Here is a 14,175-nt window from a genome sequence, read left to right on the forward strand (position 1 = left end):
ACCGCCGCTGGCGACTGCGTCGCGGACGCGGCGGCCGCTCGGACGCGAGCCGGGCCGCGAACGGCGGATGCTCGGTCTCGCTTCGCTCGAAAGACTGGGTTGCGGTGCGCTGAGCGCGTAGGGCGGCAACCTTGATATTCGCCGCTCGGCCATCGCCCATCGCCCATTGCCCATCGCGTCGGGCCGCGCGTGATGAAGTCACCTACTTGGAACTGGGGTGGTTCTCGGTCTTCTTCGCTCGCAAGACGTAGCCAGGCTGGGGTGGGGGTGTATCGCGGCAAGGCCGCAGCACCGTAGGCCACGCGCCAGTTGCGTCGATCCCACCCCCACAGAGCCATTTCGCTTCCAGCCAACTCGCTGCCCCGGCTGCGTGGTTCCGGCTACGTGGTTCCGGCTACGTGGTTCCGGCTACGTGGTTCCGGCATCGCTGCTGTTTGTGGACGATATGCGGCCGGTGCGGCGTGACCGATGGGCGCCGGTCGGCACGCCGTCGTGGGGAGACGGGGGTCCGGCGGAGCGATCGCTCGGCGGCGCTGGGAACCGCCAGCGCGCTGGCCGCACTACCCTCGCAGCTGACGGCCGGGAACCGATAGGGTGTCGGCAAAGCGTGTGACATGGGCGGACGGGCTTCCCCGGCGTCGTACTGCCATGGTGAACCAGCATGACGGAGGGCCTTCGATGGGGTTGTTCACGAAGCGCAAGCGGCGGCCGAGCCGCAGGGCCGAGGCGAAAGCCCTCAAGCACAAGGCCGCGATGGAGGCCAAGCTCGTCGCGAAGAACGACCGCAAGGCGCGCCGCGCCGAGGCCCGCACCCAGCGCAAGGTCGCCAAGGCGCAGATCGCGGCGTTCCAGGCGGAGGAGAAGGCCGCGCTGAAGGTGGCGGCCAAGGCCGAGCGCGATCCGTTCAGCGCCGGTCAGGTGAAGAAATATCTCGGCGTGGCCCGGGTGCTCATCCCGGTGCTCGCTCCGCTCGCCTACCGGGGCGCGACCTTCCTGCGCGGGCAGCTCGACACCCGCCGCGCCCAGCAGCTCGGCGTCGGCATCGACCAGCTCGGCGACTTCACCGGGCACGGCGCCAAACTGCAAGCCCGGATCACGAATGCCGAAGCGGCGCTGGCGAAGATCGGCTCGCAGAACGGCAAGGACAAGGGCGAGGCCCAGAAGTTCGTCGCCGCCACCAAGGACCGCCTCGGCAGCCTGACGGCCGCCGTGCACACCTCCGAACAGATGCCGGCCAATCGCCGCCGTTCGGTGCACGCGTCGATCTCCCACGAGCTGTCCGGGATCGAGTCGGACATCCTCGCCCGGCTCGGCGTGCGCTGAGCTTCCCTGTCCCGATGTCCGCGCACCCGATCACCGGCCACCTGCGTGGCGGCCTGGTCGGCGTGCTCGTCGGCGTGCTGGCCGTGGCCGCACACGGCGCGGCGGGCGGCGGTGCCCCCGGCTCCACCGAGCTGACGCTGCTGTTGCTGATCGCCGCCGGAGTCGGCTCGGCCGCGGCGACCGCGCGGGCGTGCTCGCGCCCGTCCGTCGTGGCCGGGCTGCTCGGCGCGGGCCAGCTGCTGAGCCACGCGGCGCTGTCGGTGCTGGTCGGCCACGATCATTCCGGAACCGTCGGCGGGGCAACGGGTATCCCACTGCCCACGGGATGGATGCTGCTCGCGCACACTGTCGCGACGGTCGCTTGCGCGGCTCTCATCGTCCTGGCCGAACGGCTTTTCACCGCCGCCTCCGGTGCGCTTCGCGTGATATTGGCTCCGCCGCGGCGGGCGCGAATCGCGGGCGCGTCGCTCGCGGCCGCTCCCGGCCTTCCCCCCTATCGCTGCGCGCCGCTGGGTGCGTGCGGTCCTCGTGCGCCGCCGGTGCCGGTCTGATCTGCCGACACCCCTTCCCGTACGCACAGGAGACCTCAGCATGCCCACCTCGATTTCGCGCGCCGTCACGACGACGGTCGCCACAACCGCACTGGTCCTGCTCGCAGGCGGCGCCGCCGAAGCGCACGTCACAGTGGACGCGCCCGGCGCGGCACAAGGCGGATACGCCGTCGCCACCTTCCGGGTGCCCACCGAATCGGACACCGCGAGCACCACCGCGCTCACCGTCACCGTGCCCAACCTGAAATCCGCTCGGACCGAACCTGTTCCCGGCTGGTCGGCCAAGGTCGAACGCAACGACAAGAAGGAGATCACCGCGATCACCTGGACCGCCGATCCCGGCGCGCCTGGCATCCCGCCCGGCCAGTTCCAGCGTTTCGCGGTCTCCGTCGGCCCGCTGCCCGCGCTGGATTCGGTCAGCTTCCCCGCCGAGCAGACCTACTCCGACGGCAAGGTGGTCAGCTGGGATCAGCCGGTCCAGAAGGGCGGCGACGAACCCGAACATCCGGCCCCGTCGATCACCCTGGCCGCCGCGAAGGACGACGGGGACGGGCACAAAGTGAGCAGCGAGGCCGCGGACGAGGAGGATGAGCACGAAGACGAGACCGCCCGCTGGCTCGGCGGAATCGGTCTCGCGCTCGGCCTGCTCGGTGTCGCCCTCGGCCTCGGCAACGTGATCCGCGGGCGGCGCGCATGATCCGCCGGCTCCTGGCCGCCCTCGTGGCCGGCCTGTTCCTGCTCGCATTCGGCATCGCCGCGACCGGTGTCGCCGCCGCGCACTCCGCGGCCACCGGCAGCGTCCCGGAGGACAACGCGACCGTGGACGCGGGTCCCGACCGCGCCAGCGTCACGTTCAACGAGGAACTACAGCCCAGCTTCCCGTCACTCACCGTCGTCGGGCCGGACGGCAATCTGTGGTCGAAGGGTGATCCGGTGGTCGAGGGCAAGACGGTCAGCGTCGCCCTGGGCGAGCTCGGCCCGGTGGGCGAATACACCATCGCCTATCGGGTGACCTCCGCCGACGGGCACCCGGTCAGCGGCAAGCGGCACTTCACGCTCGGCAAGCCGGGCAACGGCACGCCGGGACCCAAACCGAACGCGAAGGCGAACGACAGTTCGGACGGCTCGGACGGGATTCCGCTGTGGGTGTTCGTCGTCGGCGCGGTCGTGCTGTTCGGTGGCGGGCTCGCGTTCGCGTTGTTCGGCGGCAGGAGCCGCGGCCAGAAGCGGTGAGCAACGTGAAGACCGGCGGCCGGGACGGCGCGCGGCGCGCGCCCGGCCGGATGCCATGGCCCGCGGTGCTGCTGACCTTCCCGGCCGGGCTGCTCGGCGTCGCACTCGCCTGGGTCCTGATCCTGCCGGGCCCGCTGCCCGGCGAGGCCGTGGTCCGAGTGGTGGCCGACGGCGTGGGGGCCACTTCGCTGGGATTGGCCGCGCTGCCGAGGGTCGCGCCGCGCTTGCGGACACCCTGGCGGCTGCTTGCGGTGCTCGCCGGGATCTGGGCGGTCGCGGAATTCGCCGTGTTGATCTTCGAGGCGGCCGATGTGGTTGGCGTTCCGGTAGGTGAACTCGGCGCAGGCGAGTTCGGCACCTATCTGGTCGACGTCAGCGGCGGACAGGTCGGGCTCGCGATCCTGGCCGGCGTCGCGACGGTGGCCGGTGGGTCGGCGCTGGCCTTCCGGCGGCCCGAGTCCGCCTCCGCCGACCTGGTGCTGGTGTTCGCGGCGGTCGCGCTGGCGTTGCGGCCGATCACCGGGCACATGTCGCAGCAGGCGTTCGGGTCGGTGCTCGCCGCGGTGCACGCGTTGGCGGCGGGCGCCTGGTTCGGGTTGCTGATCGCGCTGGCGCTGGTCGTGCGGACCCGCGGCGAGTGGGCGGTCGTGCTGCCGAGGTACTCGGCGGTGGCGCTGCCGCTGGTGGCGGTCGTGGCGGCGACGGGGCTGCTCAACGGGCTGATCCGGGTCGGAGGGCTCGCTCCGTTCGTCAGCACCGGCTACGGCCGGATCCTGCTCGCCAAGACCGTGGTGCTGCTCGGGTTGCTGGCGCTCGGCTGGTGGTGGCGGCGCAGTTGGGTGCCGAAGGCGGCCGACCACCGGATGGACGCGAAGGACTCGCTGCGCCGCGCGGTAGCCGAGGTGGTCGTGATGGCGCTGGCCTTCGGCCTCGCCGCGGCCCTCGCGGTGACGGCCTGAGCCGCGCCGCCGTGGTGCGGCTCCGGCCATGCGCGAGGCTGAGGACGGACCACGTCCGGCCGCACCGTTATGGTCTGCGCATGACCGAAGTGAAGATCGTCGCGGATTGCGCCGCCCCGGCGGAGTCCGCGTTCGCCTACGTGAACGACTACCGGAACCTGTCGCGGTTCCTGCACGGTATCCAGTCCTTCACTCCGGTCGGCGAGCAGACCGAGGGCGTCGGCGCCACGTTCGACGGGCACATGAAGCTGGGGCCCGCCTCGCTGAAGTCGCGGATCCGCGTGGTGCGCTGGGAGAAGGACTTCGCCATCGGCGTCGAGTCCATCAAAGGTTTCGACGTCGAGTCCACGTTCTTGTTCCACCCGAAGGGCGACGGCTTGTGCACCGTCGACGCGATCGTGGACTACCGGGTGCCCGGTGGTCTGGCCGGGCGAGCGCTCGGCAAGACCATCGAGCCCTTCGTCAAGATCGCCGTGCAGCACACGACGAACAATCTGGTCTCCCAGATAGCCGCCTTCGGTGTCTGATTTCCAGCGCCTACGGCGCTGGGTGTTCGAACAGTGCTCCGGTTGCGCGGCTGACGGCCGGATCGGGATGCTGGAGGCGTGAGCGCTACACCCTCGTTCGGCCAGCGGATCGGTTATATCTTCGGCCGCACCCTGCCCGCATCGATGTCCGATTGGGTGCGGGAGGATCTGGTCGGGCCGGGCGCCACGCGGCGTTACCTGCTGCGATTCCTGGTGCCGGTGCTTCCGCCGCTGATGCTGTTCCTGTTGCTGCCGGGTCCGTTGTGGATGGGTCTGGCGATGATGGCGCTGCTGTACATCCCGCTGATCTACTTCACGGTGGCGCTGCTGTACGTCTACCGGCGTCATCGGCTGATCAAGCACGGTCTCGACCCCGCGCTCGCGGACGCCGACGCCCGCCGGCGTGGCGAGCGCGAACGCTTGGACTACGAGCGCAGACACGGACGCGGTTGAGCCGTATCGAGACCTGGCGGTGGCTTATATCACAGGCATAGCCTAGAGGTATGAAAACCCCCACCTTCAGGCAACGGGTCGCCTACGACCTGGGCCGCGAGCTCCCCGAGGAGCTGCACGAGTGGGTCATTCACGACCTCGTCGGACACGGGGCCATGGAGCGCTATCTCGTCCGTTTCATCGGGCCGATCCTCCCGTTCCTCGCCCTGGTGCTGCTGTTCCCCGGGCCGATGCCCCTGAAGATCGGCTTGATCGTGATGATGATCGTCCCGCTGGTCGTCTTCACGGTCGCGCTGAGCTACGTCTGGCGCCGCTTCCGCCTGTTCCAGCACGGACTCGACCCCGAACTGGTCGACCACGGCAAGTGCACCGAACACGACCGCGACCTGTACGAACTGCGCTACGGCCACAGATAACGCCGCCGATCGATGAGAAGTACGCGCGTCGAGAGCCACGCGCGAAGATCTCTCACGGTCCGAATCCCTCGCAGACCCGTTCGCCGTCGCAGCATCGAAGCCATTCCCGGCCGATCACAGCATCCCGATCACCGCACGGCTCCCATCCGAACGACCGCCAGGTCAGCGCCGGGCGATCTCCGCTGACCGCCCTGACAGCACCACCCTCATCCGCGCACACCGAGTCCGGACCTGGGACACCTACGCGCCCAGCGCACCCCCACCACCGGTTCCGAGCGAAGCGAGACCGAGCATCCGCCGTTCGCGGCGCCGCAGGCGCTGGAAAAACAAACACAGCCCCGCGAACGCTCGACTGCGCGGGCGCTGGAGAATAACCCCATGCCCGAATCGCAGAATGTAATCGCCACCGCCGACCTGGCCGACGAGATCGGCCCGGAGATCCGCAGCTGCGACACGCAGTTCATCCAGTTCGGCGGGCGTGCCGCGTTCTCCGGACGCATCACCACGATCCGTTGCTTCCAGGACAATCTGCTGGTCAAGCAGACGCTCGGCGAGCCGGGCGAGGGCAAGGTGCTGGTTGTCGACGGCGGCGCGAGCGTACACACGGCGCTGGTCGGCGACATCATCGCCGGGCGCGGTGTCGAGAACGGCTGGGCGGGCGTGATCGTCAACGGGGCCGTGCGCGACTCCGCCATCCTGCGCACCCTGGACATCGGCATCAAGGCGCTGGGCACCAACCCGCGCAAGAGCACGCAGACCGGTAGCGGCGAGCGCGACGTCGCGGTGGAGTTCGGCGGGGTGACCTTCGTCCCCGGCGACATGCTCTACAGCGATCACGACGGCATCGTGGTGCGCGCCGAGGACTGAGCCGGCCGGCGGCGCGGCCGGGTCTGTCCGGCCGCTCAGGCGGACACGATCGCCTTGTGACCGGCGAGCGCGACCACGTCACCGATGTGCAGTTGCCTGCCGCGCCGCAGTTCCACCTCGTCGTTCACCCGCACCAATCCGGCGGCGATCACCGTCTTCGCCTCCGAACCAGAATCGATCAGGTTGGCCAGCTTCAGAAACTGGCCGAGCCGAATAACGTCGTCATCGATCGGTACTTCGACTGGTTCCGACATGGGTTGAATACTTACTCCCCCATCCGAACTCGCCGAACACCGCCCCAGCTTCCCAGCGATCTCCGGGCAACTTATGCCGCACTCGCGCTCCGCGCAGAAATCGGACCGTCTCCACCGTATGCACCGAATTCACGCCGATTTGGCCGGCCGCTCCGCCCAGGTCGGCGCGGAATCACGAAACTTCTTCGTCGAGCCGTCCCGGCGGGAAACGTACCGCGCCGGACTCCGGACCGCGCGAACACCGAACAAACACGCGCGCCGCAGGCTTGGCAAATCCGACACACTCACGTACACACTGGTTCCGTGACCTCCACGCAAGCCCAGCAACACCTCGACACCGCGCCACCCGCGGATAAACCGACTCCGCCGGTTCCACACCGTGGTCACGGACGCCTTTCGGAAGTGCCGCATATCGCGGGATTGACGCTCGGTGTATTCGCGGTGCTGTGCTTCCTCTGGAGCCTCTCCCCCGCGTTGCGTTTCCTGACCCAGGTGCCGCGCCGCTATATCGATGCCTATTACTTCGACGCGCCGGACACGAACTTGATGTGGGCGCTGGTGGTCGGGCTGACAGCCGGTGCGATCGCCAGCCGCAAACGGATCGCCTGGTGGTTGCTGATCGGTTATCTGACGCTCTACACGGTGGTCAACGCCATCGCCTTCGCCGAGCGCGGCAGCATTCACGCGCTGGTGGCGATGGTGCTGCACTCGGCCGTGATCGGCGTGCTCATCGCGGCGTGGCCGGAGTTCTACACCAAGGTGCGCCGCGGCGCCGGGTGGAAGGCGCTCGGCGTGCTGGTCGGTGGACTGGCGATCGGCGCGCTACTGGGCTGGGGGCTGGTGGAGCTGTTCCCAGGCAGTCTTCCGCCGGGCCTGCAGCGGCCGGGATGGGCGGTCTACCGGGTGACCGCGGCGGTGCTGGCGGAGAACGAGCGCTTCGACGGACATCCGCGACCGTTCGTCAACTTCCTGCTCGGCCTGTTCGGCGCTGTCGCGCTGCTGGCGGCGGTGATCATCCTGCTGCGCTCCCAACGCGCGGCGAACGCGATGACCGGCACCGACGAGTCGGCGCTGCGCGGGCTGCTGGAGCGCTCGGACGTGGAGGATTCGCTCGGCTACTTCGCCACCCGCCGGGACAAGGCGGTGGTGTTCGCCCCCAGCGGCAAGGCGGCGGTGACCTATCGGGTGGAACTGGGCGTCTCCTTGGCCAGTGGCGACCCGATCGGCATCCGCGAGGCGTGGCCGCAGGCCATCGATGCCTGGCTGCGCCAGGCCGATCAATTCGGCTGGGCGCCCGCGGTGATGGGCGCCAGCGAACTCGGTGCGACGGCGTACCGGCGCGCGGGCCTTTCCGCGCTGCGTCTCGGCGACGAGGCGATTCTGGACACCAGGAACTTCTCGCTGGCGGGACCCGAGATGAAGCCGGTCCGCCAGGCCGCGAACCGGCTGCGCAAACACGGTGTCGTGGTTCGCATCCGCAGGCATCGCGATATCCCCGCCGAGGAGTTCCCCCGGATCATCGCCCGCGCCGACGCCTGGCGCGACACCGAGACCGAACGCGGGTTCTCCATGGCGCTGGGCAGACTGGGCGACCCGCTGGACGGCGACTGCCTGCTGGTGGAGGCGGTCAATCCGCAGGACCGGGTGCTCGGCATGCTGTCGCTGGTGCCGTGGGGCCGCACCGGCGTCTCGCTGGAGCTGATGCGCCGCGATCCAGGGGGTCCCAACGGCGTGATGGAGCTGATGATCTCGCAGCTCGCGCTGAACTCGGAGCTGTACGGCATCACCAAGGTGTCGCTGAACTTCGCGGTGTTCCGCTCGGTGTTCGAGGAGGGCGGCCGGATCGGGGCCGGTCCCGTGCTGCGCTTGTGGCGCGGCGTGCTGCTGTTCTTCTCCCGCTGGTGGCAGCTGGAGGCGCTGTATCGCTCGAACGTGAAGTACCAGCCGCACTGGGTGCCCCGGTTCTTCCTGTTCGAAGAGCGCAGACAGCTCCCGCGCGTCGCGGTGGCCAGCGCGCTGGCCGAAGGCTTCCTGCCTCGGTTCGGCAAGGAGCCGGACACCGCGATACACACCGGTGAGCATGTCGCTGTGCCCGCGACCGTGACGGGTCTGCACGCCGACGGCAGCCCGCCGGACCTGCCCGAAATCGAGGACGCCGAACAGTTGCCGCGCAGGCCGGAACAGGTCCGCGTTCGCATGGACAAACTGGCTCGGCTGGCGGAATCCGGCATCGATCCTTACCCGGTCGCCTACCCGCCGACACATACCGTCGCCGACGCGCGACGTTCCCCGCGCGGCACCACGGTCCGCGTCTGCGGCAGGCTGCTGCGCATCCGCGACTACGGCGGCGTGATCTTCGCGGTGGTCCGGGACTGGACCGACGACATCCAGCTGGTCATCGATCGCGACCGGGTCGGGGCCGCACGCAGCGCCGAGTTCGGCGAGTTCTTCGACCTGGGCGACCTGATCGAGGTGAGCGGTCAGATCGGGGCCAGCAGGCGCGGTGAGCTGTCGCTGCTCGCGGCGGACTGGCGGATGCTGGGCAAATGCCTGCACCCCTTGCCGGACAAGTGGAAAGGGCTGGCCGACCCCGAGGCCAGGGTGCGGCAGCGCTACGTGGACATGGCGATCAACACCGAGATCCGCGAAGTGCTGGCCAAGCGCAGCGCGGTGGTGCGCTCGCTGCGTGACTCGCTGAACTCCCTCGGCTACCTGGAAGTGGAGACGCCGATCCTGCAACAGGTGCACGGCGGCGCCAACGCCACTCCGTTCCTCACCCACATCAACGCCTACGATCTCGACCTGTACCTGCGCATCGCTCCCGAGCTGTATCTGAAGCGGCTGTGTGTCGGCGGCATGGAGAAGGTGTTCGAGATCGGGCGCACCTTCCGCAACGAGGGCGTCGACTTCAGCCACAATCCGGAGTTCACCATTCTCGAGGCCTACGAGGCGCACAGCGACTACGAGCGCATGATGCACACCTGCCGGAGGCTGATCCAGAACGCCGCGATCGCGGCCAACGGCGCCATGGTGGCCCTGCGGCCCAAGGGCGACGGCACCTTCGAAGAGGTGGACATCTCCGGCGACTGGCGGGTGCGGACGGTGCACGGCGCGGTGTCGGACGCGGTCGGCGCGGAGATCACCCCCGAGACCGATGTCGAGGAGTTGCGCGCGCTGTGCGAAAAGGCCGAGGTGCCCTGTCAGCACGGCTGGGACGCCGGTCAGGTGGTGCTGGAAATGTACGAGCACCTGGTCGAATCCCGCACCGAGGAACCGACTTTCTACATCGACTTCCCTACCTCGGTGTCCCCCTTGACCAGGCAGCACCGCAGCATTCCCGGCGTGACCGAGCGCTGGGACCTGGTCGCCTGGGGCGTCGAACTCGGCACCGCCTACAGCGAACTCACCGACCCCGTCGAGCAGCGCCGCAGGCTCACCGAGCAGTCGCTGCTCGCGGCCAACGGTGATCCGGAGGCGATGGAGCTGGACGAGGACTTCCTGCAGGCGCTCGAGCACGCGATGCCGCCGACCGGCGGGCTCGGCATGGGCGTCGACCGCGTCGTCATGCTGATCACCGGACGCAGCATTCGCGAGACACTGCCGTTCCCCTTGGTGAAACCACGCTGATCGAGCCTTCGGCCCGGAAGGGTTCTCATCGATCGAATCGGACCGCTACCCTAGGAGTTTCGGCCCCGGGAGGAGGCCGCTACACCAAAGGGGTTCCGATATGTACCTTGACCTGCTGACAAACGCGAGTCTGCTGGACCATTCCGTGTGGGCCAGCCCCGACACGTGGAACTCCGCGCTCGAGCTGGCCGCCAAAAAGAAGAAGAGCAGGGGCGGCGGCGGCCTGATCATCGGCGCGCTCTGCTGCCTGCTGGTGGTCGCGCTCATCATCGGCGGCATCTACCTGCTGACCAAGCGCAGGAAGAACAACTGACGGCAGACTTCGACGGCCCTGGCTCGGCCCATGCGAACCGGGGCGTCGATTCGCACCACCGTTGCTGTGGTCTGAAGCACGCTCGTACGCCGTCTCCGCAGCAGCGCGACCCGTCCGTGCGGGCGCCCGTGGTTCGCCCGAATGAATGCCCTAGCGCGCTCGCCCGAAGCCGAACCGATCGTTTCTAAAGCCGATCGATCTCGGTGAGATCGATATCCAGATCGAACGGCACGGTGAGCTTCAGGCGATCGTGGTGAATTCCGGTAAGCGCGTACGTCTTCGTGGCTGGATCGAGTTCGTAGACGTAGACGACCGGGCGGCCATCTACGTTCTCGACTCGCCAGAAGTGAGCGATGCCTGCGCGAGCATAAAGCTGCGGTTTGCGCTCCCGATCACGAGTACGCGATTCGGCGGACACCACCTCGGCTGCCAACACGACATCATCGGCGCGGTAGGTAGTCAGTTCGGGGCCGCCGACGCTTTCGGCGTGGATCACGACAATGTCCGGTTCCGGCCGCTGATCCCGCCCGAGAGTCACAGTCATTTCCCGTCGCACGCGCAGTTGCGGAGGGGCGAGGCGGCGCAGAGCGGAGTCGAGCAATGTAATGACCAACATATGGAACTGCGCCTGCGGACTCGCGAAGACGAGACTCCCGTCGATCAGCTCGGTGTGCGGGGGAAGGTCTGGCAGGCGATCGAGATCCTCGGCGGCGAACCCGCCCGGCGGCGGGCGCAGCCACTGCGGAAACGGCTCGACGGTCATGGTTCGAGTATGTCACCCCCTGATGGGTCGGACGAAGGGTTGACGGGGCCGGATCGAATGGGCCACGGGCATCCGGCAGAGTGGGGCGGGTGCAGTTGATTCTCGTTCGCCATGCCCAGCCGGTCCGGATGCTCAGCACGGGTGGGCCCGCCGATCCGGAGTTGGCCCCGGTGGGACTGGAGCAGGCCGAGCGGGTGCCTGCCGCGCTCGGTCATCACCGGATTTCCCGGGTGGTGAGCAGCCCGCAGCGCCGGGCTCGGGAGACGGCCGCGCCGACCGCGGCGAAACTGGGGCTCGGCGTCGAGGTCGTCGACGACCTCGCCGAATACGATCGCGATCTCCCGGCCTACATCCCCATCGAAGACGCCAAGGTCGAGTTCCGCGACGCCTATGACCGGATCAAGGCCGGGCATCTTCCGGCGCAGGTGGACGGTGCGGCGTTCAAGGCCAGGGTGCACGCCGCGGTCACCGGCATCGTCGCGGCCACCGATCCGGCCGACACGGTGGTCGTGTTCGCGCACGGCGGTGTGATCAACGTGCTGCTGCAAGAGGTCCTCGGGCTGGAACGGCCGCTGACCTTCCCCATCGACTACTGCTCGATCACCCGCGTCCTGTTCTCCCGCACCGGGCGTCGCACGGCCGCGACCGTCAACGAGAACGGGCACGTCTGGGATCTGCTGCCGCGCAATATCGCCGCGCGCTGAGCACTCACAGCCGATTACCAGGCGTATCGAACCGGTGTCCCAGTCACGGAATCTGAGATAGGACACGTGAGCCGCTCCGATCGGCGGCCCACGGTCCCAACGAAAGGAATTCCGTGTCGCTTCTCAAAACTGCCACGCCACTGCGGCGTCTGGCCCGTGTGGCCGTCGCCGGTGCGCTGATCGCCGTCCCCCTGGCCGCTCTGGCGACGACCGCGTCCGCCGAAACCCCGGCAGCGCCGGGCGTGGTGCAGGTCGTGGACGCACCGCAGCAGGTCGCCGACCACGACCGCGATTTCGACCGGGACGGACGGCACGACGATCAGGGTCGTGGACCGGACAACGGCCCAGGGCACGGTCCCGACAACGGCCCGGGTCGTGGCCCGGACAACGGACCCGGCCGTGGACCGAACGACGGCCCGAGGCAGGATGGCCCGGCGCCGCAGCAGTTCCTGCCGCCGACCGGGTCGAGCTGACCCGGCCGGTCACATCGCAACCGCAGGGCCCGTCTCCTCGTTCGGAGGCGGGCCCTGCGGGTTTCGGCGCCTGTCCCGGCCATTCCTGCGATCCCGCTGGGCATCCAGGAGATCGCCGTCGAAGCGCGGCCCCCAATGAGAATGGCAGGTCTGGGATCCCTTGCGCGGCATTATCACTACGCGGCGAGAATTCACAGCCGATTGCCAGGTCCATCGCACCGATGTCCCAGTGACGGAATCTTCGATAAGACCGGTGAGCCGCTGCCGAACAGCGGCTCACGGTTCGAGAGAAAGGAATTCCGTGTCGCTCTCCAAAACCGTTACGCCGCTGCGGCGGCTGGCCGGAATAGCCGCCGCAGGCGCGCTCGTCACCGTCCCGCTCGCGGCACTCGCCGCGACCGCGTCCGCCGAAACTCCCGCCGATCAGGGCCAGATCCAGCTGGTCGACGCACCGCAGCAGGGCGCCGACATCGACGGCGGCCCGCGTCATTTCGAACGTTTCGAACGGCACGACGGCCCGGACCGCGGGCCGGACGGCGGCCCGTGGCCGGATGGCCCGCGGCAGCGGCACTTCTTCCATGTGCTTCCGCCGACCGGATCCAGCTAGTCCCCACCACATCGAAAAGGGCCCACCTCCGAATTCGGAGGTGGGCCCTCGGTTTCGTTGCTCGCTCAGGCCATGCCAGCGATCCAGTTGTGCATCCAGGAGATCGCCGTCTGGCCGCCACCGACGGGGTAGCTGCCGTACAGGGTGTGCGCCTGGGACTTGTAGAAACGCTCCAGGTCCTTGACCCGCTGCTCGTTGGCCGAGTCGGTCAGCTGCGCCTGCAGGACGGGGACGCCGCCCGAGTTCATCAGGTCGCCGAGGATGTTGCCCGCCTCGATCTGGTAGCGCCACATATTGGCCGGGTTGGCGTCCGAGGCCTGGGCGAGGAATCCGGCGAACCGCGTGACGAAGTCCTCGGTCGCGGTGGCGCAGTAGAGGTCGTCGAGCGCGCAGATGGTGCGGGTGCGATCGCTGACCCAGCCGAAGCCGCCGACGCGGGGACCACCGGCGCCCGCGCCCGGCGCGACCGGGCCGACCTGGATGTCGGTGGGCGAACGGCGCGGATCGGAGATCAGGCCGACACCGGCGACGCGATCGGGCGGCACCACACCGAGACCGGTGCCGATCTCGGCGGCGAGATCACCGGCGGCGTCCGCGCCCTGGCTGTAGCCGACCAGCGCGATCTTGGTCGCGCCGCACCGCTGGGCCATGTTCGCGATCAGGCCGCGCGCGTTGTCGACCGCTTCCTTCTTGGAGTTGCCGTAGATCTCGCCCTCCCAAGGGAAAGCGGTCGCGGCGTAGGTCACGTAGTCGACCTCCGCTGAGGACGGGAGGCCACGGGTGACGCCGGCCAGCATGCCCGGCTGCGGGTTCTTCTCGTGCCCGGTCTCCCAGGTGCCCGGGATCGCCACCACGTACAGGCTCGGGCAACCGGGCGCGGCGATCGCCGAACCGCTACCGAAAACCAAGCCGGACATCACGGTCGCGGACGCGCCCAGAGCCGCGACGACCTTCTTCCACTGCATACCGCTCCAAACCTCGCCCTCGTCGAACTTCCCGCCGAGTTGCCGCGTCAATGCTGAACTCACTGGATGTCGTTCCAGTGCACGCCGGGTGAACACAAGTCACCCGACCGGATGACGTGCACTCACAACCGCATCCCAAG

The 14,175-nt window shown here is 68.8% G+C and carries 17 protein-coding genes; 14 read left to right on the plus strand and 3 right to left on the minus strand.

Features of this window, described 5'->3' with window-relative positions:
* The first annotated feature begins 678 nt into the window (after positions 1 to 678).
* From ACWDMM_RS20150 to rraA, 9 genes are all read left to right on the plus strand, one after another.
* On the plus strand, positions 679 to 1,323 hold the full coding sequence (locus tag ACWDMM_RS20150) for a DUF6474 family protein (protein WP_195079636.1): 645 nt from the start codon (positions 679 to 681) through the stop codon (positions 1,321 to 1,323).
* A gap of 14 nt (positions 1,324 to 1,337) precedes the next feature.
* Positions 1,338 to 1,874 (plus strand): hypothetical protein, encoded by a 537-nt coding sequence (locus tag ACWDMM_RS20155; RefSeq protein WP_357106974.1) that lies wholly within the window; start codon positions 1,338 to 1,340, stop codon positions 1,872 to 1,874.
* Between the two features lie 40 nt (positions 1,875 to 1,914).
* Complete coding sequence (locus ACWDMM_RS20160) at positions 1,915 to 2,571, plus strand: YcnI family copper-binding membrane protein (protein ID WP_195079634.1); 657 nt, start codon at positions 1,915 to 1,917, stop codon at positions 2,569 to 2,571.
* Positions 2,568 to 3,107: a copper resistance CopC family protein gene (locus tag ACWDMM_RS20165; RefSeq protein ID WP_195079633.1), complete on the plus strand. Its 540-nt coding sequence runs from the start codon at positions 2,568 to 2,570 to the stop codon at positions 3,105 to 3,107. The genes ACWDMM_RS20160 and ACWDMM_RS20165 overlap by 4 nt, the downstream gene beginning before the upstream one ends.
* A gap of 50 nt (positions 3,108 to 3,157) precedes the next feature.
* A complete protein-coding gene (locus tag ACWDMM_RS20170; protein WP_195079880.1) occupies positions 3,158 to 4,066 on the plus strand; it encodes a CopD family protein in 909 nt (302 codons plus the stop codon).
* Between the two features lie 80 nt (positions 4,067 to 4,146).
* Positions 4,147 to 4,593, plus strand: coding sequence for an SRPBCC family protein (locus ACWDMM_RS20175; RefSeq protein ID WP_357207627.1), 447 nt, complete (start codon positions 4,147 to 4,149; stop codon positions 4,591 to 4,593).
* Between the two features lie 78 nt (positions 4,594 to 4,671).
* Positions 4,672 to 5,046, plus strand: a complete 375-nt coding sequence (locus ACWDMM_RS20180; RefSeq protein ID WP_195079631.1) for a DUF5313 family protein — start codon at positions 4,672 to 4,674, stop codon at positions 5,044 to 5,046.
* A gap of 50 nt (positions 5,047 to 5,096) precedes the next feature.
* The gene (locus ACWDMM_RS20185; RefSeq protein ID WP_195043842.1) at positions 5,097 to 5,462 is read left to right on the plus strand and encodes a DUF5313 family protein; all 366 of its coding nucleotides are present in this window, start codon (positions 5,097 to 5,099) and stop codon (positions 5,460 to 5,462) included.
* 378 nt (positions 5,463 to 5,840) lie between these two features.
* Positions 5,841 to 6,329, plus strand: coding sequence for a ribonuclease E activity regulator RraA (gene rraA, locus ACWDMM_RS20190; protein ID WP_195079630.1), 489 nt, complete (start codon positions 5,841 to 5,843; stop codon positions 6,327 to 6,329).
* Positions 6,330 to 6,364: 35 nt separating this feature from the next.
* Here the strand turns inward: rraA and ACWDMM_RS20195 are convergent, their stop codons facing one another.
* Complete coding sequence (locus tag ACWDMM_RS20195; RefSeq protein ID WP_039794186.1) at positions 6,365 to 6,583, minus strand: RNA-binding S4 domain-containing protein; 219 nt, start codon at positions 6,581 to 6,583, stop codon at positions 6,365 to 6,367.
* Positions 6,584 to 6,886: 303 nt separating this feature from the next.
* Between ACWDMM_RS20195 and lysX the strand changes: the two genes are divergently transcribed.
* Positions 6,887 to 10,210, plus strand: a complete 3,324-nt coding sequence (gene lysX / locus ACWDMM_RS20200; RefSeq protein WP_195079629.1) for a bifunctional lysylphosphatidylglycerol synthetase/lysine--tRNA ligase LysX — start codon at positions 6,887 to 6,889, stop codon at positions 10,208 to 10,210.
* 100 nt (positions 10,211 to 10,310) lie between these two features.
* Positions 10,311 to 10,523 (plus strand): hypothetical protein, encoded by a 213-nt coding sequence (locus tag ACWDMM_RS20205; RefSeq protein ID WP_039794184.1) that lies wholly within the window; start codon positions 10,311 to 10,313, stop codon positions 10,521 to 10,523.
* Positions 10,524 to 10,707: 184 nt separating this feature from the next.
* Here the strand turns inward: ACWDMM_RS20205 and ACWDMM_RS20210 are convergent, their stop codons facing one another.
* Positions 10,708 to 11,286, minus strand: coding sequence for a Uma2 family endonuclease (locus ACWDMM_RS20210; RefSeq protein ID WP_449938838.1), 579 nt, complete (start codon positions 11,284 to 11,286; stop codon positions 10,708 to 10,710).
* Positions 11,287 to 11,375: 89 nt separating this feature from the next.
* Between ACWDMM_RS20210 and ACWDMM_RS20215 the strand changes: the two genes are divergently transcribed.
* From ACWDMM_RS20215 to ACWDMM_RS20225, 3 genes are all read left to right on the plus strand, one after another.
* Positions 11,376 to 11,990: a histidine phosphatase family protein gene (locus ACWDMM_RS20215; protein WP_195079628.1), complete on the plus strand. Its 615-nt coding sequence runs from the start codon at positions 11,376 to 11,378 to the stop codon at positions 11,988 to 11,990.
* Between the two features lie 113 nt (positions 11,991 to 12,103).
* A complete protein-coding gene (locus ACWDMM_RS20220; RefSeq protein ID WP_357106961.1) occupies positions 12,104 to 12,463 on the plus strand; it encodes a hypothetical protein in 360 nt (119 codons plus the stop codon).
* Positions 12,464 to 12,764: 301 nt separating this feature from the next.
* A complete protein-coding gene (locus ACWDMM_RS20225) occupies positions 12,765 to 13,070 on the plus strand; it encodes a hypothetical protein (protein WP_449938841.1) in 306 nt (101 codons plus the stop codon).
* A gap of 65 nt (positions 13,071 to 13,135) precedes the next feature.
* Here the strand turns inward: ACWDMM_RS20225 and ACWDMM_RS20230 are convergent, their stop codons facing one another.
* Positions 13,136 to 14,035, minus strand: coding sequence for a cutinase family protein (locus ACWDMM_RS20230; RefSeq protein WP_195079879.1), 900 nt, complete (start codon positions 14,033 to 14,035; stop codon positions 13,136 to 13,138).
* Positions 14,036 to 14,175: the final 140 nt, after the last annotated feature.

This window comes from Nocardia sp. NPDC003726, assembly GCF_053586955.1.